At 53.8% G+C, this 18,707-nt stretch carries 19 protein-coding genes; all 19 read left to right on the top strand.

The features are described from left to right. The first annotated feature begins 6 nt into the window (after positions 1-6). The 19 genes from QUD59_RS04885 (at position 7) to QUD59_RS04795 (ending at position 18,697) form a co-directional block, all read left to right on the top strand. Positions 7-771 carry a FliH/SctL family protein gene (locus QUD59_RS04885; RefSeq protein WP_286239966.1) on the top strand — a complete coding sequence of 255 codons (765 nt, stop codon included), beginning with the start codon at positions 7-9 and terminating at the stop codon, positions 769-771. After that, on the top strand, positions 764-2,161 hold the full coding sequence (fliI, locus tag QUD59_RS04880; RefSeq protein WP_286239965.1) for a flagellar protein export ATPase FliI: 1,398 nt from the start codon (positions 764-766) through the stop codon (positions 2,159-2,161). The genes QUD59_RS04885 and fliI overlap by 8 nt, the downstream gene beginning before the upstream one ends. Next, positions 2,158-2,601 carry a flagellar export protein FliJ gene (fliJ, locus tag QUD59_RS04875; RefSeq protein ID WP_286239964.1) on the top strand — a complete coding sequence of 148 codons (444 nt, stop codon included), beginning with the start codon at positions 2,158-2,160 and terminating at the stop codon, positions 2,599-2,601. Before fliI ends, fliJ begins: the two co-directional genes overlap by 4 nt. Before the next feature lie 51 nt (positions 2,602-2,652). Further along, positions 2,653-4,452 (top strand): flagellar hook-length control protein FliK, encoded by a 1,800-nt coding sequence (locus tag QUD59_RS04870; RefSeq protein WP_286239962.1) that lies wholly within the window; start codon positions 2,653-2,655, stop codon positions 4,450-4,452. A 157-nt stretch (positions 4,453-4,609) separates the two neighbouring features. Next, a complete protein-coding gene (locus QUD59_RS04865) occupies positions 4,610-5,137 on the top strand; it encodes a flagellar basal body-associated FliL family protein (protein ID WP_286239960.1) in 528 nt (175 codons plus the stop codon). Positions 5,138-5,166: 29 nt separating this feature from the next. Then, positions 5,167-6,144 (top strand): flagellar motor switch protein FliM, encoded by a 978-nt coding sequence (fliM, locus tag QUD59_RS04860; protein WP_286239959.1) that lies wholly within the window; start codon positions 5,167-5,169, stop codon positions 6,142-6,144. A 32-nt stretch (positions 6,145-6,176) separates the two neighbouring features. Then, on the top strand, positions 6,177-6,617 hold the full coding sequence (gene fliN / locus QUD59_RS04855; RefSeq protein WP_286239958.1) for a flagellar motor switch protein FliN: 441 nt from the start codon (positions 6,177-6,179) through the stop codon (positions 6,615-6,617). Between the two features lie 4 nt (positions 6,618-6,621). Further along, entirely contained in the window at positions 6,622-7,065 is a 444-nt protein-coding gene (fliO, locus tag QUD59_RS04850) for a flagellar biosynthetic protein FliO (RefSeq protein ID WP_286239957.1), read from the top strand. Beyond that, on the top strand, positions 7,058-7,807 hold the full coding sequence (gene fliP, locus QUD59_RS04845; RefSeq protein ID WP_286239956.1) for a flagellar type III secretion system pore protein FliP: 750 nt from the start codon (positions 7,058-7,060) through the stop codon (positions 7,805-7,807). Before fliO ends, fliP begins: the two co-directional genes overlap by 8 nt. A 17-nt stretch (positions 7,808-7,824) precedes the next feature. After that, positions 7,825-8,094, top strand: coding sequence for a flagellar biosynthesis protein FliQ (gene fliQ / locus QUD59_RS04840; protein ID WP_286239954.1), 270 nt, complete (start codon positions 7,825-7,827; stop codon positions 8,092-8,094). 4 nt (positions 8,095-8,098) lie between these two features. After that, positions 8,099-8,872: a flagellar biosynthetic protein FliR gene (gene fliR, locus QUD59_RS04835; protein WP_286239953.1), complete on the top strand. Its 774-nt coding sequence runs from the start codon at positions 8,099-8,101 to the stop codon at positions 8,870-8,872. A 9-nt stretch (positions 8,873-8,881) separates the two neighbouring features. Further along, positions 8,882-10,021, top strand: coding sequence for a flagellar biosynthesis protein FlhB (flhB, locus tag QUD59_RS04830; protein WP_286239952.1), 1,140 nt, complete (start codon positions 8,882-8,884; stop codon positions 10,019-10,021). A gap of 142 nt (positions 10,022-10,163) precedes the next feature. After that, a complete protein-coding gene (flhA, locus tag QUD59_RS04825; RefSeq protein WP_286239951.1) occupies positions 10,164-12,269 on the top strand; it encodes a flagellar biosynthesis protein FlhA in 2,106 nt (701 codons plus the stop codon). 45 nt (positions 12,270-12,314) lie between these two features. Continuing rightward, positions 12,315-13,751, top strand: coding sequence for a flagellar biosynthesis GTPase FlhF (flhF, locus tag QUD59_RS04820; RefSeq protein WP_286239950.1), 1,437 nt, complete (start codon positions 12,315-12,317; stop codon positions 13,749-13,751). Positions 13,752-13,765: 14 nt separating this feature from the next. Continuing rightward, positions 13,766-14,593, top strand: a complete 828-nt coding sequence (locus QUD59_RS04815; protein WP_286239949.1) for a MinD/ParA family protein — start codon at positions 13,766-13,768, stop codon at positions 14,591-14,593. An 11-nt stretch (positions 14,594-14,604) separates the two neighbouring features. After that, entirely contained in the window at positions 14,605-15,315 is a 711-nt protein-coding gene (locus QUD59_RS04810) for an RNA polymerase sigma factor FliA (RefSeq protein WP_286239948.1), read from the top strand. Between the two features lie 94 nt (positions 15,316-15,409). Next, positions 15,410-15,781: a chemotaxis response regulator CheY gene (gene cheY, locus QUD59_RS04805; RefSeq protein WP_350227793.1), complete on the top strand. Its 372-nt coding sequence runs from the start codon at positions 15,410-15,412 to the stop codon at positions 15,779-15,781. Positions 15,782-15,799: 18 nt separating this feature from the next. Next, entirely contained in the window at positions 15,800-16,597 is a 798-nt protein-coding gene (locus tag QUD59_RS04800; protein ID WP_286239946.1) for a protein phosphatase CheZ, read from the top strand. A 12-nt stretch (positions 16,598-16,609) separates the two neighbouring features. After that, entirely contained in the window at positions 16,610-18,697 is a 2,088-nt protein-coding gene (locus QUD59_RS04795; RefSeq protein ID WP_286239945.1) for a chemotaxis protein CheA, read from the top strand. Positions 18,698-18,707 lie beyond the last annotated feature (10 nt).

Raw genomic sequence — 18,707 nt, 5'->3', positions numbered from 1 at the left:
GCGCTCATGTCCGACAAAAAAGTCTATAAGCGTATTCGTGCTGAAGAAGCGGCTGGCCTGCTGGGCTGGGAACTGCCGCAGATGGGCGGGGCCGGTGGCAGCATAGGGCTGCAGCGTAAAGACCCGGTGGAAGTGACCGTCGTCGAAGAGGTGATTGCTGCTGAAAAGATTACCGTAGCTGAGCTTGAAGAGATTCGTGAAGCCGCCCGGATTGAGGGGCTGGCGGCAGGTCTTGAAGAGGGACGGCGTGAAGGTCACGCTGAAGGTCACGCGGCGGGCATGGCTGAAGGCCTTGAACAGGGGCTGCAGCAGGGGTTGCAGCAGGGAGAGGCTGAAATCCGGCGGATGCAGGGGCTCCTGAGTAATCTGTTAACTGAATTTGAAGCGCCGGTCAGTGCGTTAACCCTGCAGATGGAAAAAGAGCTGCTGCAACTTGTGGTCATGCTCTCTGAAGCGGTTGTGGGCCGTGAGCTGGAGACCCGAAAAGAGTTATTGCTCGAATCCATTCGTCAGTCCCTGCAGCACATGCCGGAGCCGCTGGGCGAAGTCCGGGTGCGAGTCAATCCGGCCGATCGGGCCTGTCTGGATAATATCCCTCTTCAGTCCGGGGTTACGCTGTTAGTCGATGAAGATCCTCAGTTAACACCGGGTAGCTACCAGCTCGAAACCAGTAATACGCTGGTGGAGCATAAGGTTGAAGAGCGTTTTGCTCAGGTTGTCGAGCAGTTCCTCAGTCATGTAGACAGCGCCGGGCCAGAGGCTGATGAGTAGGCTGCTGCGGCGTATTTCCCGGCACAAAACTCTGCGCCTTGAGCCTGTTATGCCGCGCGTCGAAGGGCGCATTACCCGGATGATCGGCCTGACCATTGAGGCGGTAGGGATCAAATGTGCCGTTGGTGAATGCTGTTTTATCGAGTTATCGCCCACCCAGCGTGTAGAAGCTGAGGTGGTGGGCTTTTCCGGTGACCGTATCTATCTGATGCCTCTTTACCCGATTGAGGGATTGCAGGCAGGTACACGCGTGGTAGCTCAGTCAGCCAGCGGTAAAGTGCCGGTGGGGATGAATCTGCTGGGGCGTGTGCTCAATGGTGTGGGTAAACCGATTGATGGTAAAGGCCCTTTGCGCCCGGAAGCTGAAACCGGTCTGGCGGGAGAGATTATCAACCCCCTTCTGCGTGAGCCGATTCATCAGACTCTGGATGTAGGGATTCGAACGATCAACAGCCTGCTGACGGTTGGTCGCGGTCAGCGTATGGGTCTTTTTGCCGGCAGTGGTGTAGGTAAGTCGGTACTGCTGGGGATGATGACCCGTTTTACCGAAGCGGAAGTAATTGTGGTAGGCCTGATCGGTGAGCGAGGCCGAGAGGTTAAAGAATTTATCGAGCACAGTCTGGGCAGTGAAGGCCTGAAGCGTTCGGTGGTGGTGGCTTCACCTGCGGATGATTCACCGCTGATGCGGCTACGGGCGTCGCAGCTTTCGACCCGGATCGCTGAGTACTTTCGTGATCAGGGTAAGAATGTCCTCCTGTTGATGGATTCTCTGACCCGTTATGCACAGGCTCAGCGTGAGATCGCTCTTGCGGTGGGTGAGCCTCCGGCCACCAAGGGATACCCGCCTTCGGTCTTTGCCAAGATTCCCAAGCTGGTAGAAAGGGCAGGTAATGCGGAAGCCGGCGGTGGCTCCATTACCGCTTTCTATACCGTTTTGACCGAAGGGGATGATCAGCAGGATCCGGTGGCTGATTCTGCGAGGGCGATTCTTGATGGGCATGTGGTGCTCTCCAGACGTCTGGCGGAGCAGGGGCATTATCCTGCGATTGATGTAGAGGCGTCGATCAGCCGTGCGATGCCGCAGATCATCGAATCAGATCACCTGAAGATGGCGATGCGCTTTAAACAGCTATACTCCAAATACCGGCAAAATGAAGATCTGATCAATGTTGGCGCCTATGTCAAAGGAAGCGATCCGGATACGGATTTTGTGATCGATAATCTGCCTTCGATGAATGCGTTTTTGCGTCAGGGAATTGATGAAGCGTTCCCTTTGCAGTTGTCGATGCAGCAGATGGCGATGATCCTGACCACGCCGCCAGACCCGGGGCAGGCACAGCCTCAGGCAGCGGTTCACAGGCCGGCCGTAACTAAAGGGTTGCAGAAATGAACAAACGCTCAAAGCGCCTTCAGTTAGTGCTGGAATTGGCTGAGAGAAAGAAAAAACAAGCGGATCAGTTTCTGGCGGCCAGCCGTCAGCGGGTAGAGCAGGATCAGCGCACAATGCAGCAGCTCGAGCAATATATGGCCGAGTACCAGCAAAATTATCTGGGTGCCAATGCCCAGGGATATACCGGTGCCCAGCTTCATGCCCAGCAGGCATTTCTGCAGAAAATTCAGGACGCCCAGCAAACCCAGCAGCAGGCGATGCAGCAAAACCGGCGTGAGCTGGAAGTGGTAGAAAAACACTGGAAAGAAGCGTATGCCCGGGTTCAGGGGATGCAGAAGTTAACCGACAACGCTCTGGATGCTGAGCGAATCGCTGAAGAAAAAGCGTTGCAGAAGCAGATCGATGATCGTTCTCAGGGCAACAAGGTCAACTTTCTCTAGTTGGCCCTCTTTTTGCTAATTCATTAACAGGCAAATATTTGGAGGCCTGAAATGAGTGAGCAAGCATCACTACCTGCCGCCGGCGGGTTGTTATCTCTTAATCTGTCAATGCTGCCGCAGGGCGCGCAGTCTGCTGCTGCGGGTAATGCCGGTTTATTTACGGGTTTCAGTACCATGCTGTCTCAGCAGGGCGGAGCTGCGGGGCAGCCCGCTGAGTTTGCCAACGGCCAGTTTTTGCCGCCTCAGACGGCAGCGTTGCCGTTGCAGACCGACGAGCAGTTATCCGAGCAGGAGTTGTTTAATCAGCGTCTGTTGCAGATGGCGCAGTTGCTTGAGCAAAAGCAGTCGGCGGCTCAGGGCGATATTCCGGAAGAGATCAGCGCTGAGCTGGCAAGAGCGTTGCGGCAATACACCGAGCAGCAGCCGGTGCTGACCCCTGAGGGAGGCGAAGCGGCTGCTGAGGCGGGTGCAGAGACGGAAGCTGAAGCGATGTTAGTTTCTCCGGATCAGACGTCTGCTGGCACTAATGAGCCATCGATTGATCAGGCAACGGCAGATGCGGAGCAGGCCGGGATGATGACTGCTGCTGTTGATGATGGTAAAGCTGCCGAGAGTGATGAATCCGCCCGGTTACCCGAAGCTCAGGCCTCGGCATCGTCTGATTCCGAGGCGCAGTCTCCTCCTTCATTAAAACCGGATCTGGCACAGGCGGCTGCTTCCGCATCACCGGGTGTGGCTGCCGAGCAGGCGCGTATGAATGCGCGTGCGGCTGAAGTGGCACGACAGGGTGAGCGGGCGCCAGGCCCCTTGCAGGCCGATGCGGTGAAGCAGGTGCCGGCTGCCGGTCACTCTGCGGCAGTACAGATCCATGGGGCATCCAATACGGATGATGGTGCTGAGGCTGCTGCCCGTACATCTTCCGGGCAGTTTGCGGCGGCCTCTTCAACGCAGGGCGCATCAGTGGTGCCTCAGGATGGGCAGAGTAAGGCCGCTCTGGCTGAGGCTGCGGGATCAAATGGTCAGTCGGTTAATGAAAAACCTGTGCAGCCAGCAAGTATTGCCCGCCAGCCGGCTGTTGATGCTGAGTCAGATGCTGTGGCCAAACAGGATGCCACGACCGCCCGGACAGTGACTCAATTGGCGGAGCAGTCCGTTGTGCGCACCGCTCAGTCGGCTTCCGATGCAGAGGTTGATCAGGAACTGGCTCAGCGTTCTCCGGTTGAGTTGAAAACGCCACAGAAATTTGAGGCGGCGCTGGATATGACCCGACAGTTATTACAGAAGATGGCTGCTGCAGAGAAAAGTGACAGCAGCAGTAGCTCGATTATCGACAAGCCGGCTGCTGCGGTGACGGCTGCCGGTCAGTCCCTGGCTCAGCCGAGTCAGGCGCAGAAAGTGGTAACTGAAGCGCAGAATCTGATGATGCCGCAGCAGGTCAGAATGAATACGCCGGCTTGGAATAATGCGCTGGGAGAGCGCGCAGTCATGATCGCGACGCAGAATAGCCGGGTTGCTGAGATTCAGTTGGATCCGCCGGAACTGGGATCGTTGAGTGTAAGGGTGAATGTTAATCAGGATCAGGTCAGTCTGAGTTTCAGTTCACCTCATGCGCATGTTCGTGATGCGGTGGAGCAGAGTTTGCCTCGCCTCAGAGAGATGTTTGCTGAGCAGGGGCTTGCGCTGCAGGACTCCTCTGTATCTGATCACTCCTCTGAGCAGCAATCCCGGGAGCAGATGGCCGGAGAGAGTCAGGGTCAGGGGCAGTATGCTGACGGTGCTGTAGCCGGAGAATCGGAGCAGGCTGTAAACACCCGTGCGCGTCCGGTCTCGCTGGTTGATTACTATGCGTAACTGAAAAGTGCTCTGGCCGGAAGCTTTTCGGAAACTGAGAAGGATTATTGTGCCGAGATAATCTTCAGCCTTAAAATCAGTGTGTTATATTAAGCGTTGCACTGGTTTTAGGATATGCGGCGGTTTTTTTGTCGCGGGTTAAGGTTGGAGTAGTTTAATGGCTGAAGAGCAGGCTCAAGGCGGCGAGGACAGTGGCGAGAAAAAGTCCTCCAAGCTGAAACTCATTATTATTGCGGTTCTGGCATTGGTGATTGTTGGCGGTGGCGGAGCTGCCGCCGCGTTGTTTTTAATGGGCGGTGATGAGCCTGCTGCTGAAGAGGCGGCAGCACCATCGGAACCGGTGAAAGCGGACGCAATTTATACCAAGGTGCGTACTATGGGAGGGAAGCCGATGTTTGTGGTAACCCTGCAGTCTCAGGACAACCGTTCGCACTATATGCAGCTTTATGTCGAAGCTAAAAGCCGTGATCAGGCGGTGGCTGATGCGCTGACTCTGCATATGCCGTTAATCGTTTCGCGTCTGAATAGTCTTTACAGTACGCAGGATTTCAGAACCCTGCAGTCGATGGAAGGTAAGTTGGCGCTACGCGAAAGCTCTGTCGATCTGGTACGTGAAATTATGCAGGAAAAGATTGGCAAGCCGGGCGTCGAAACCATTTTGTTCACCAATATGGTAATGCAATAGTGTTCAGACAGCGCGGGACTGAGGCGTAAATGTCGGTTAAAGATCTGCTTTCACAGGATGAGATTGATGCCCTTCTGCATGGCGTAGATGATGGCGACGTCGAGACATCCGAGGATGCTGAGGTTGATGAAGGCGAGGTTCGTACATATGACCTTGCCAGTCACGAACGAATTGTTCGTGGCCGTATGCCGACTCTGGAAATGGTCAACGAGCGTTTTGCCCGTTACACCCGTATCAGCCTCTTTAATCTGCTACGCCGCGCTGCCGACGTTACTGTTGGCGGTGTTCAGGTCATGAAGTACGGCGACTATATTCATACCCTTTACGTTCCCACCAGTATGAACCTGATCCGGGTTAATCCGCTGCGCGGTACTGCTCTGTTTATTATGGATGCGAAGCTGGTTTTCAAACTGGTGGATAACTTCTTTGGTGGTGACGGGCGGCACGCAAAAATTGAAGGGCGTGAATTTACCCCGACAGAAACCCGATTGATTCATAAAGTGCTCGAGCAGTTCTTTGTTGATCTTGAGGAGGCCTGGAGCCCGGTTAAAGAGCTGAACTTTGAGCACCTTGGCCACGAGATGAACCCGGCAATGGCAAACGTCATTAATCCGACTGAAGTGGTCGTGGTCAGTACGTTTCAGGTTGATCTGGAAGGTGGTTCGGGTGAGTTTCATGTGGCGATGCCTTATTCCATGCTGGAGCCGATCCGGGATCTGCTGGTGTCTGGCTTCCAGAACAGTGAAGATGAGAAAGACGAGCGCTGGCAGATTGCCCTGCAGCGGGATATTCTCATGGCCCGCCTGCCGCTTGAGATGACGCTGGCCAGACAGGAGATGACTCTGCGCGATGTTGTCGAACTGGAAGCGGGGGATGTGATCCCGATTGAACTGCCTGAAACCTTCCAGCTTAAAGCCAACAAGGTGCCGGTTTATAACTGCACCATGGGGGTGTCCAGGGGTAACCTTGCGGTTAAAATTGTCAGCCAGATTCAGCGCCCGAAATAGGCGCAGAGCAAAGCATATAGAGAGCTTAACCAATGAGTGATGAAACTGAAGACCAGCAAGCACTGGCTGATGAATGGGCTGCAGCGATGGAGGAGCAGGTCACTACAGAAGGTAGTGATGTTGTTGATCCTGATGAATTGCTGGCAGCAACCGGAGTTACCAGTGATTCGGTTGAGCTGGATGAGCTGACCGATGAAGGCAAACCTGTCTCTGATCCCAAATTGGATGTCATTCTCGATATTCCGGTGACCCTGTCGATGGAAGTAGGGCAGACCGATATCCCAATCAGTAACCTGCTGCAGCTTAATCAGGGCTCTGTTATTGAGCTGGACCGGGTGGCTGGTGAACCGCTGGATGTCATGGTTAACGGCACGCTGATTGCGCACGGTGAAGTGGTGGTTGTGAATGATCGCTATGGTATCCGTCTGACGGACGTTATCAGTCCGCAAGAACGTATCAAGCGGCTCAAGTAAGTTTATGCGCGCGCTGCTTATCCTGCTATTGGGGTGCCTGGTATTGCCGTTGCAGGCAGCGCCGTCCGCATCCTCCGCCCAACCCGCCCTGCCAGCGGCTTATCAGGAGCCTTTTTCTGCTGCAGCGATTGGTCAGTTAATACTGGGTCTGTTACTGGTGCTGGCGGTGATTTTTCTGTTTTTCTGGTTGTTGCGCCGGTTTTCCGGCATCTCTCCGATGGCAAAGAATATGCAGGTGCTGGGCGTGCTGCCGCTGAGCGCCCGGGAGAAAGCCGTTCTGGTGAAAGTCGGGGATAAACAACTGTTGCTGGGGGTGGCGCCGGGCCGCGTCAATCACCTCTGTTCGTTTGAGGGTGAAGTGGTGGATACCTCAGAAAAGCCGGAAAGTTTTGCTTCCCGGCTGGGTGAGGCGTTGCAGCGGCGTCAGGAGAAAAGCACGGATGAATAGAGCTGTTCCGCTGCTCATTACATTACTGGGGCTGGCGCTGCCGGGTGTGGTTTTTGCCGCAGACACAGGCATCCCTGCCCTGACCCTGACCACCGGAGAAGATGGTTCGACCAGTTACAGTGTGACACTGCAGGTGCTCGCACTCATGACCATGCTGACATTCCTGCCAGCGATGCTCATGATGATGACCTCTTTTGCCCGGATTATTATTGTTTTTGCAATCCTGCGTCAGGCGCTGGGTTTGCAGCAGACGCCGTCAAACCAGATTATGGTGGGGATGGCGATGTTTCTGACCCTGTTTATTATGACGCCGGTGCTGGATAAGGTTTATGTGCAGGCGGTGCAGCCGTACATGAATGAAGACCTGAATGTGTTTGAGGCGTTTCAGGTAGCCAGTGTGCCGTTCCGCGATTTTATGATGCTGCAGACCCGTGAAAGTGATCTTGAGCTGTTTATGCGCATCTCCGGTACGCCTGCGGTGGAAACCGCTGAGCAGATTCCCTTTACCGTGCTGGTGCCTGCATTTGTTACCAGTGAGCTGAAAACGGCTTTCCAGATCGGCTTTATGCTGTTTATTCCTTTTCTGGTGATTGATCTGGTGGTTGCCAGTGTCTTGATGGCAATGGGTATGATGATGCTGTCGCCGGTGATTATTTCCCTTCCGTTTAAGATCATGCTATTCGTCTTAGTGGATGGTTGGGCGCTGGTCATTGGCACGCTGGCGGCCAGCTTTGGTATGTAGCAGAGGGGGAGGCCGCAATGACACCTGAAGTGGTTCTGAGTCTGTTTGGTGAGGCATTCTGGCTGATCGTTGTGTTGGTGTCGGTGATTATTGTTCCCAGCCTGCTGGTCGGTCTGGTGGTTTCTACCTTTCAGGCGGCAACCCAGATCAACGAACAGACCCTCAGTTTTCTGCCGCGTCTGCTGATCACGATTCTGGTGATCATGTGGGCCGGACCCTGGATTCTCAATCAGCTGACTGAGCACTTTACGACGCTGGTTAAAAATATCCCCTACCTGATAGGCTGATCCGTTGTTAGAGCTCAGCGTATTGCAGATCGAACAGTGGGTGGCCGCTTTCCTCTGGCCGCTTTTTCGCATCGCTTCATTCTTTATGGCCGTTCCTCTGCTCGGTAGTCAGTTGGTGAATGCCCGCATCCGCTTGATGCTGGCGCTGGCAGTGACTATGGTGATAGCGCCTCTGCTGCCTGAGATGCCCGACTTTGATGGTTTGAGTGTGGCCAGTTATCTGATTATTGCTCAGCAGATTATCGTCGGGGCGATGCTGGGTTTTCTGTTTCAGGTGTTCTATCAGATTTTTGTGCTGGGCGGGCAGATTATCGCTTTGCAGATGGGTCTTGGTTTTGCCTCAATGACCGATCCGGCGAACGGTATCTCAGTGGTCATGCTGGGTCAGTTCTACCTGACGCTGATTATGATGATCTTTGTGGCGCTGAACGGTCACCTGATTATGATTGAGGTGATTGTGCGGAGCTTTGATGTGATGCCAGTCAGCCTGCAGGCGATTGAGCGGGAGGGTTTCTGGCGGGTTGTGATGGCGGGTAGCTGGATGTTTTCCGCGGCGATGCTGATGGCCCTGCCTGCGGTGACCGCATTGCTGGTGGTGAACATGGCGTTCGGTATTATGTCCCGTGCTGCACCACAGTTGAATATTCTGGCAGTGGGGTTCCCGTTTACCATGGTGCTGGGGTTGTTTATTAACTGGGTTAATCTGGGTGGGTTCCTCGATCAGTACATGCGGATCTCCACCTTTGTGCTCGATTACATCGAGAACCTGTTTCTCTAGTGAGGGCTTATGGCTGAAGATTCCGGTCAGGAAAAAACCGAAGACCCCACACCCAAGCGCCTGCGAGAGGCGCGGGAAAAGGGGGACGTTCCCCGATCGAAGGAGCTGGCGACCACGCTGGTTTTGATGGCCGCGGTGTTCTCCGTGATTATCTTCGGTTCTCAGTTGGCCAACAGTTTGCTGGGAATGATGGAGAGTAATTTTGTTCTCGACCGGCAGGCGGTTTTCGACACCAATAAAATGTTTTCGCATTTCGGCTCTTCTGCCTGGGAGGCGCTTAAAGGGCTGGCGGGTGTCTTTGGCGTACTGTTGCTGGCGGCGCTGGTGGGGCCGATCGCCCTCGGGGGCTGGAATTTCAGTGCCCAGTCGATAGCGCCTAAAGGCAGTCGTATCGATCCGCTGGCGGGGATTAAGCGGATGTTTTCGCTTAAATCCCTGATTGAGCTGTTCAAGGCCGTTGCCAAGTTCTCACTGGTGGGTGGCTTTGCCATTCTGATTCTGTGGAATATTCGCAACGATATTCTGGCGCTGGCAACTTTTGAGGCGCGTCCGGCGATCGATCAGGCGCTGGAGATCATTATCTGGGTGTTTATGGCGCTGAGTGCCGTGCTGATTCTGGTGGCGGCAGTGGATGTGCCATATCAGATCTATGATTACACCGAGAAAATGAAAATGACGCTGCAGGAGGTAAAGGATGAGCTGAAAAATACTGAGGGTAAGCCTGAAGTAAAAGGGCGTATCCGTCAGTTGCAGCGTGAGATTGCGCAGCGGCAGATGATGAAGGAAGTGCCGGATGCTGACGTGGTCATCACCAACCCGACCCACTATTCTGTGGCGCTGAAATATGATGGCGACAACCGGGGCGCTCCGATTCTGGTGGCCAAAGGGGCTGATTTTGTCGCCCTGAAAATCCGGGAGATTGCCAAAGAGCATGATGTGCCGATTCTGGCAGCACCCCCTCTGGCGCGAGCAATCTATAACTCCACCGAACTGGACGATGAAATCCCTTCAGGTTTGTATATGGCGGTGGCTCAGGTGCTGGCGTATGTGTTCCAGTTGAAACGCTATAAAGCACGCGATGCCGAGCGTCCGGATGAGCTGAAGGTGGATAAACTGCCGATACCGGATGAGTTCCGCGATGACGAATAATTGGCTCAAAAATTGCAGAATTTAAGGCTGGTATAGCTATTCGTCAAAAAAATAACGTATTATGGCTTGCCTAACCCCGGATGGGCCGGGTAATTGGTTGTAAACAGATCTAAGTGTTGTTTTTTTGACGTTTGGGGCTTCGGTGGACAGAGCGGTAATTCTCGATAATGTGCGTGGGCTAGGTAAGGGGAATCTGGGGGTTCCTCTGCTCTTGCTGGTGATCATGGCAATGGTCACTCTGCCCGTGCCTCCGTTTTTGCTCGACGTCTTTTTTACCTTCAATATTGCCCTTTCAATTGTGGTTCTGCTGGTCTGTGTGTACTCCGACCGGCCACTCGATTTCGCCATCTTTCCGACCATTATCCTTGTTGCTACGTTGATGCGTCTGGCGCTTAACGTTGCCTCAACCCGTGTAGTGCTGCTTTACGGGCACGAGGGGGGAGATGCTGCGGGTAAGGTGATTGAGGCATTCGGTGAGGTCGTGGTCGGCGGTAACTACGTGGTCGGCTTCGTGGTCTTCCTGATTCTGATCATCATTAACTTTGTGGTGGTGACCAAAGGTGCCGGACGAATCTCGGAAGTTAGTGCGCGATTTACTCTGGATGCGATGCCGGGTAAACAGATGGCAATCGATGCGGACCTGAATGCCGGCCTGATTGGGCAGGAAGAGGCTAAAGCGCGGCGTCAGGATGTCACTCAGGAAGCGGACTTTTATGGTTCGATGGATGGTGCCTCAAAGTTTGTTCGTGGTGATGCGGTCGCCGGTATCCTGATTCTGGTGATCAACCTGCTCGGTGGTCTGGGGATCGGCATGCTGCAGCATGATCTGGATTTCGAGACCGCGATGCGTTTCTACTCCCTGCTGACCATTGGTGATGGTCTGGTGGCGCAGATTCCTTCTCTGCTGCTGTCTACTGCAGCGGCTATTATGGTGACGCGACAGAATGTGTCTCATGACATGGGGCGTCAGGTTGTCAGCCAGATGTTTGGTTCGCCAAAAGCACTGGCGGTGGCGGCAGCTATTCTGACTGTGATGGGGGTTATCCCCGGTATGCCGCATTTCGCCTTCCTGTCTCTGGCTCTGCTGGCAGGTGCAGGTGCCTGGTGGATCTTCAAGCAACAGGTCAGAAACAAAGAGCGGGAAGAAGCTGAGGCACTGGAACAGGCTGAGATGCCGCAGGAAGAAGAGTCCGAGAAGCGTGAGCTGGACTGGGATGATGTGATGCCTGTGGATATGGTGGGCCTTGAAGTTGGCTATCGTCTGATTCCGATGGTAGACAAGATGCAGGGTGGCCAGTTGTTGAGCCGGATCAAAGGGGTACGTAAGAAGCTTTCACAGGATCTGGGTTTTCTGGTGCCCTCGGTGCATATTCGTGACAATCTGGATCTGTTGCCCGGCGCCTACCGCATTACGCTGATGGGTGTGGTTGTTGGTGAGTCTGAGGTGTACCCGGACCGGGAGCTGGCGATTAATCCCGGTCAGGTATTCGGTAAGCTGCAGGGTGTTGAGGTGAAAGACCCGGCGTTTGGTCTGGATGCGATCTGGATTGAGCAGTCTCAGAAAGAGCAGGCGCAGTCGCTGGGTTATACCGTGGTAGATGCCTCCACTGTAGTGGCGACCCATATGAATCAGTTGTTGCAGTTGCATGCCCACGAGCTGCTGGGCCATGAGGAAGTACAGCAACTGCTTGATATGTTGTCGAAAACTTCGCCGAAACTGGTGGATGAACTGGTGCCAGCCAAGCTTTCTTTCAGTATTCTGCTTAAAGTGCTGCAGAACCTGCTGATGGAACAGGTACCGCTGAAAGATTTCAGAACGATCGCCGAATCCCTGGCCGACGCAGTCAACCGGACGCAGGATCCGCTGGCGCTGACGGCTGCGGTGAGAGTGTCGTTGTCACGTCTGATTGTTCAGAATATCAATGGCTCTGAGGCGGAGTTGCCGGTCATTACTCTGGCACCGCAACTGGAGCAGTTGCTGCTGAACTCTGTGCAGCAGGGGCAGGATAATGGTCTGGTGCTGGAGCCGGGGATGGCTGAACGTCTGCAGGCCTCCCTGTCAGAGTCTGCGACCCAGCAGGAGATGATGGGCCGACCATCGGTATTGCTGGTGGCGGCTCCGGTAAGGCCATTGATGGCCAAATTTGTACGTTATGGTGAGCATCAGATTAATGTGCTCTCTTATCAGGAAATTCCTGAAAATAAAAAGGTCACCATAGTGGCAACCGTAGGGGGTGAGAATGGATGATCAATTCATTACAGCCCTGCAGTTGGTGGCCGATAAGGAACTGATATGAAAGTAAAACGTTTTTTTGCGCCAGATATGCGCCAGGCTATGCGAAGGGTCAGGGATGAGATCGGGCCGGACGCTGTCATTGTCTCCAATCACCGGGTTGCCGGTGGGGTTGAGGTGGTTGCAGCGCATGAAAATGATTATGAAGCTGCTCAGCAGGAGTTCTCACGGCAGGCAACTACGCCCACCCCGCAGCAGCGGCGGCAGGAGCAGATCGACACCCTGACCGGCGGTCAGGGCTCAGCGCTGGCGAGTGAGCTGCAAAAGGCCCGTATGCAGATTGCGGAGGCCCAGCAGCAGGGGCAGGAGCTGAAACAGCCGGGTCATGTTAATCGCCAGATTGAGCAGGATGACGATGATCTGCGCAGTATTCTGCAGTCGCTGAAAGACCGGCAGAAGGCCAAAGCGGATATGGCGCACCGCAACTTTATGCAGGGCTCGGCTCTGGATGACGCCCCGTTGGGCGTTAATCTTGAAGATGAATTACTGGCTTCCTCGGCTGAAGTGGCCGGGCCGGACGATCAGCTTATCAAATCGATGCAGGACGAGATCGCCCAGTTAAAAAACCTGCTGAATCAGCAGGTGCTGGCACAACGATCTGCGCCCGTGGCTGCTCCGGAGAAACCGCCTCTGCAGCGTAAGCTTGAATTGCTGGGTGTCAGTGAGCGTCTCTCATCGCATTTGATATCCAGTATGGAGGGTGGTCTGGCACCGGATAAGGCCTGGAAACATGCGCTGGCGCGGTTGTCGGATTCAATCCCCGTGCTGGGTGATGATTTTATCGAACGCGGTGGCATGATCGCATTTGTGGGGCCGACCGGGGTCGGTAAAACCACCACTATTGGTAAGCTGGCAGCACGTTATGTGCTGAAGTACGGCAGTTCCAGTCTGGCGCTGGTGACAACCGATACTTACCGTATTGCCGCGCATGAGCAATTGCGCACCTTTGGTCGGATTCTTGACGTGCCTGTCCGGGTGGTGGATGAAAACAACAGCCTCGACGAAGTGTTGCACAGTCTGAAAAATCGTCGTCTGGTGCTGATTGATACTGCGGGGCTGAATGCTCAGGAGCCTCACAGCGAGGCGCAGTTGCAGATGCTTGAAGGCGTCACTCTGCGGCTGAAAAAATTGCTGGTTGTTTCCTGCAGTAGTCAGCGCCGTGTGGTTGAACAGGCGTTTAATGCTTATCAGACATTAGGTCTGAATGGCTGTGTTTTGAGTAAGATGGATGAATCGGGCAGTCTCGGTGAGGCACTGTCGTTGATTATTGAAAAGCGCCTGCCGGTGACCTATGTCACAGACGGGCAGCGTATACCGGATGACATTGAAGTGGCTCGACAGCATGAGCTGGTAAGCCGTGCGGTAATTACCGCTCAGCGGGCGATCGAAGCCGAGAAAAAAATGTCCGCCCTTGGGTCTGCCTATAAAACGGGTTGAGAGCAGGAAAAGATATGAATCAGCATAAACCCGTTAAAGTCATCGCCGTGACCGGCGGTAAGGGTGGGGTAGGTAAAACCAATGTCTCGGTTAATCTGGCGCTGGCGCTGGGGGATCTGGGGCAGCGCTCCATACTGATGGATGCCGATCTGGGGCTGGCCAACGTCGATGTAATGCTGGGGCTGCGGCCGAAGCGAACCATCGCAGATGTGCTCAATGGTGACTGCGGATTAAAGGATATTCTGCTGGAGGTTGATGATTACCTGAGCATTGTCCCGGCGTCTTCCGGTACTCAGGAGATGACCTCGCTCTCTGCACATGAACATGCTGAATTGATCCATGCTTTCAATCAGGTTGCTGATGATATTGATGTTCTGATCATTGATACGGCGGCCGGTATTTCCGAATCTGTAGTCAGTTTTGTGAAAGCTGCGCAGGAAGTTCTGGTGGTTGTTTGTGACGAACCCACCTCAATTACCGACGCATATGCTTTAATAAAACTGCTAAACAGAGATTATAAGATGACCCGTTTCCGGGTTCTTGCGAATATGGTTCGCAGTGAACAGGAAGGTCGTAACATGTTTGGTAAGCTGCTGACCGTGACAGACAGGTTTCTGGATGTAACACTTCAATATGTAGGGTCAATCCCTTATGATGAAAACGTTCGTAAAGCCGTTCAGCGTCAAGTAGCTGTTTTAAAAGCGTTTCCAAAGAGCAAAGTCTCCTTGGCATATCGTCAGTTAGCGAATAAAGTAAACGGATGGCCGGTCCAGTCCGTGCCCCGTGGTCATTTGGAGTTTTTTGTTGAACGGCTCGTTCAGGGAGTGAGTTCAACAGATTAAATAGAGGCAGTATGTACAACCAGCTGCAATTACAGTCGAGTGAAGAGCTGATCGAGCAGTATGCGCCTCTGGTTAAACGCATTGCCCATCATCTGCTGGCTCGTTTGCCGGCAACGGTATTGCTGGATGATCTCATACAGGCCGGAATGATTGGTCTGCTGGAAGCCGCCGGAAAGTACGACGCTTCCAAAGGGGCCAGTTTTGAAACTTATGCAGGGATCCGCATTCGTGGTTCCATCATTGATGAGGTGCGCCGGGGGGATTGGACTCCCCGTTCTGTGCATCGCAACAGCCGACGTGTCACCGAAGCCATTCAACAGGTTGAAGGGCGAACTGGCAGAGATGCATCGGATGCTGAAGTCGCCAGAGAGATGGGGATCAGCGTCGATGAATATCATAATCTGCTGCGCGATTCTCTGGATAGCCGGCTGTTCAGTTTTGAAGAGTTAATCAGTCCTCAGGATGAGGGGCCCGGTGAATCATTTGCTAATGATGACCCGGGGCCAAATCAGAATTTTGAGCGTGAAGCGTTTTTAAAAGCGCTAAGTACGGCTATAAATAATTTACCGGAAAGAGAAAAGTTGGTGCTTGCGCTCTATTATGATGAAGAGCTCAACCTGAAAGAGATAGGCCAGATATTAGGGGTGAGTGAATCTCGTGTTAGTCAGATTCACAGCCAGGCGGCTTTGCGATTGAGATCAAGGCTAAGTGACTGGCAGTAAAAAAAGGGTTGACCCGACTCAACGTAATTGCGGTAATTAGGTGTAGACTCAATGAGTTGCGTAGTTCTAACGGGAGGTCGTCTTGAATAAAGACATGAAAATTCTTGTAGTGGATGATTTCTCCACCATGAGACGCATAATCAAAAATTTGTTGCGCGATCTGGGTATGACCAATGTTGAGGAAGCAGATGACGGCCAGACCGCATTGCCTATCCTCAAACAGGGGGGTATCGATTTTCTGGTTACTGACTGGAATATGCCGGGCATGACCGGTATCGACCTTTTGAAAGAGGTGCGTTCCGATCCGAATCTGGCGCATATGCCGGTACTTATGGTTACGGCTGAGGCGAAGAAAGAGCAGATTATCGCCGCTGCGCAGGCCGGGGTTAATGGCTATGTAGTCAAACCGTTCACCGCGGCTGTCTTGAAAGAGAAAATTGACAAAATTTTCGAGCGCCTGGGTTAAAGAATAAGGTCGGTAGTAATGATTTCAGGAACAGGCAAAGGGTTGGGACACTTCGAAATGGAATTGCAGTTGAAGGCTCAGGAATTGGTTTCTGTGCTCAACGAGGGCAATCTGTCTGATGCAATGGACATCATTCAGGATCTGCACGAATTCCGCCACAAAACCTTCTTCAGTGAAGTAGGCCACCTGACCAGGGGGCTGCATGAGGCGATCAAAGCCTTCTCCCATGAGTTGGGTAGCAGCCTTGATGTGGGAGATGAGTCTGTCCCCGATCATACGGATGCTGCTGACCGTCTGAACTACGTCATCGAAGTTACTGAAAAAAATGCGCATGAAACCATGGACAGGGTGGATAAGGCCCTGACTCTGGTGGACAACCTTGATGTCCAGAGCGAACGCTTTAAAGACCTGCTGCTTCTGGTGGGGCAGTTGGAGAAAGAACACTCAACCCTGGCCGGGGTGTTTGACCGGACCTGTGCGTTGAAAGAAGAATCCGAAAACACCATTGCTACCCTGCGTACCGAGTTGACCGATATCGTCGTGTCACAGAGCTATCAGGACATTACCGGGCAATTGATCCGCCGGGTAATTAATCTGGTTACCAATGTCGAGACTCACCTGGTCAGCCTGATGGAGATGGCTGCCAAGGTCGAACGGTTGTCTGGCATTGAAGTGCTGGAAGCAGATGAAGAAGAAAAACAGGCCAATAAAAAGAATCCTATTCAGGCTGAGGGTCCTCAGGTCAATAAGGAGGCGGCTGACGTGGTCAGCAGTCAGGACGAAGTTGATGACCTGCTATCCAGTCTGGGTTTTTAAGAGGAGCGCCATATGAGTTTGGATGTGGATCAGGAGATTCTTGAGGACTTTCTTGTCGAGGCAGGAGAGATTCTTGAGCAATTATCCGAACAGCTGGTTGATCTGGAGCAGCGTCCGGATGACAGCGATCTGCTCAATGCAATTTTCCGCGGCTTCCACACGGTAAAAGGCGGCGCGGGATTCCTGCAGCTTGATCCGATGGTGGATTGCTGCCACAAGGCGGAAAACCTCTTTGATATGCTGCGTAACCGGGAAATTACGGTTACACCTGAGCTGATGGATGTCGTATTGCAGGCTCTGGATACCGTCAACGTGATGTTTGATGCGGTACGCAGTGGTGTCGAGCCGGATAACGCTGATCCGGAACTGATTCAGGCGCTGATTAACTTTTCAACAGGTAATGTGCCGGCTGCACAGCCTGTAGCGCCCGCACCTGCTCCGGCAGCGCCACCTCAGGCGGCTCCTGCTGCCGATAAGAGCCATGATGAATTCGACCTGTTGCTCGGTGATATGGAGGATTCGGCGGGTGCTGACGTGCCTGCGGCCGAAGCCGGTGATGACCTGATTACGGAAGATGAATTTGAATCGCTGCTCGATGAGCTGCACGGCCCTGGTAAAGGGCCGGGCAATGAAAATCAGGCGCCTGCAGAACCTGAACCTGCCGCGGCTGCCGCTGGCGGTCAGGATCTGATCACAGAAGATGAATTCGAAGCCCTGCTGGATGAGCTTCAGGCTCAGGGTAAAGGGGCGTTCGGTGCGCCTTCTGCTCCCGCTCCGGCGGCACCCGTGGCTGCACCTGCGCCGGCACCGGTCGCCGCAGCACCTGCGCCGGCTCCAGTAGCGCCAGCACCGGCCCCTGCGGCCGCAGCGGAAGTTGTTTCCGAGCAGGCGACCGCTGCAGCAGTTAAAGCCGCACATCAGCAAGCCAAGCCTCAGGCTGAGAGCAATGTCAGGGTTGATACCCGTCTGCTCGATAAGATCATGAACATGGTCGGTGAGCTGGTACTGGTGCGTAACCGTCTTGTGCGTCTGGGGGTCACCCGCGAAGATGAAGAGATGGCCAAGGCACTGGGCACGCTGGATATGGTAACCGCCGATCTGCAGATGTCGGTGATGAAAACCCGTATGCAGCCGGTGAAAAAAGTCTTTGGTCGTTTTCCGCGCCTGATTCGTGACCTGTCCCGAAATCTGAAGAAAGAGATTCGTCTGGAACTGCGCGGTGAAGAGACCGATCTGGATAAAAACCTGGTTGAGGCGCTCGCTGACCCGTTGATTCACCTTGTGCGAAATGCGGTGGATCACGGTATTGAAGCCCCTGATGCCCGTGAAGCGGCGGGTAAGCCCCGTGAAGGTCATGTGCTGTTGTCCGCTGAGCAGGAAGGGGATCATATCCTGCTGGTCATTCAGGATGATGGTGCCGGTATGGACGCGGAAAAACTGCGTAATCTGGCCATTGAGCGTGGCATGATGGATGCCGAAGCTGCCCGACGCCTGACAGAACAGGAATGCTTCAACCTGATTTTTGCTGCCGGTTTCTCAACCAAGAAAGAGATCTCCGACGTGTCCGGCCGTGGTGTTGGCATGGATGTGGTGAAAACCAAAATTACTCAGCTCAATGGTACGCTGAATATCGACTCTGTGGTCGGTCAGGGTTCACGGATTGCGATCCAGGTGCCTCTGACACTGGCGATCATGCCTACGCTGATGGTTATTCTGGAAGATCAGGCGTTTGCGTTGCCGCTGGTGAATGTAAACGAAATCTTTAATCTGGATCTGACCAAAACCAACATCGTAGATGGTCAGCAGGTGATTATCGTACGGGATCAGGCATTGCCACTGTTCCACCTGAAACGCTGGCTGATCGATGGTCAGCAGGGTGCGGATCTGCCGGAGCAGGGACACGTTGTGATCGTAACGGTTGGCACCCAGCGCGTTGGCTTTGTGGTGGATCAACTGGTGGGTCAGGAAGAGGTTGTGATCAAGCCTCTGGGTACTATTCTGCACGGTACGCCGGGTCTGTCCGGTGCAACAATTACGGGCGATGGCCGTATCGCATTGATTATCGATATCCCGAATCTGTTGAAGCATTACGCATCCTGAGGCAGGTGAG

The sequence above is a fragment of the Neptuniibacter halophilus genome (assembly GCF_030295765.1).
Classification (GTDB): Bacteria; Pseudomonadota; Gammaproteobacteria; order Pseudomonadales; family Balneatricaceae; genus Neptuniibacter; species Neptuniibacter halophilus.
Note: the sequence above shows the minus strand (reverse complement) of the source record. Positions and strands in the feature narration are given on the sequence as shown.

Coding starts and splice junctions, on each gene's coding strand:
- QUD59_RS04885 (WP_286239966.1), top strand. CDS start 7: ATGTCCGACAAAAAAGTCTATAAGCGTATTCGTGCTGAAGAAGCGGCT.
- fliI (WP_286239965.1), top strand. CDS start 764: ATGAGTAGGCTGCTGCGGCGTATTTCCCGGCACAAAACTCTGCGCCTT.
- fliJ (WP_286239964.1), top strand. CDS start 2,158: ATGAACAAACGCTCAAAGCGCCTTCAGTTAGTGCTGGAATTGGCTGAG.
- QUD59_RS04870 (WP_286239962.1), top strand. CDS start 2,653: ATGAGTGAGCAAGCATCACTACCTGCCGCCGGCGGGTTGTTATCTCTT.
- QUD59_RS04865 (WP_286239960.1), top strand. CDS start 4,610: ATGGCTGAAGAGCAGGCTCAAGGCGGCGAGGACAGTGGCGAGAAAAAG.
- fliM (WP_286239959.1), top strand. CDS start 5,167: ATGTCGGTTAAAGATCTGCTTTCACAGGATGAGATTGATGCCCTTCTG.
- fliN (WP_286239958.1), top strand. CDS start 6,177: ATGAGTGATGAAACTGAAGACCAGCAAGCACTGGCTGATGAATGGGCT.
- fliO (WP_286239957.1), top strand. CDS start 6,622: ATGCGCGCGCTGCTTATCCTGCTATTGGGGTGCCTGGTATTGCCGTTG.
- fliP (WP_286239956.1), top strand. CDS start 7,058: ATGAATAGAGCTGTTCCGCTGCTCATTACATTACTGGGGCTGGCGCTG.
- fliQ (WP_286239954.1), top strand. CDS start 7,825: ATGACACCTGAAGTGGTTCTGAGTCTGTTTGGTGAGGCATTCTGGCTG.
- flhB (WP_286239952.1), top strand. CDS start 8,882: ATGGCTGAAGATTCCGGTCAGGAAAAAACCGAAGACCCCACACCCAAG.
- flhF (WP_286239950.1), top strand. CDS start 12,315: ATGAAAGTAAAACGTTTTTTTGCGCCAGATATGCGCCAGGCTATGCGA.
- QUD59_RS04815 (WP_286239949.1), top strand. CDS start 13,766: ATGAATCAGCATAAACCCGTTAAAGTCATCGCCGTGACCGGCGGTAAG.
- QUD59_RS04810 (WP_286239948.1), top strand. CDS start 14,605: ATGTACAACCAGCTGCAATTACAGTCGAGTGAAGAGCTGATCGAGCAG.
- cheY (WP_350227793.1), top strand. CDS start 15,410: ATGAAAATTCTTGTAGTGGATGATTTCTCCACCATGAGACGCATAATC.
- QUD59_RS04800 (WP_286239946.1), top strand. CDS start 15,800: ATGATTTCAGGAACAGGCAAAGGGTTGGGACACTTCGAAATGGAATTG.
- QUD59_RS04795 (WP_286239945.1), top strand. CDS start 16,610: ATGAGTTTGGATGTGGATCAGGAGATTCTTGAGGACTTTCTTGTCGAG.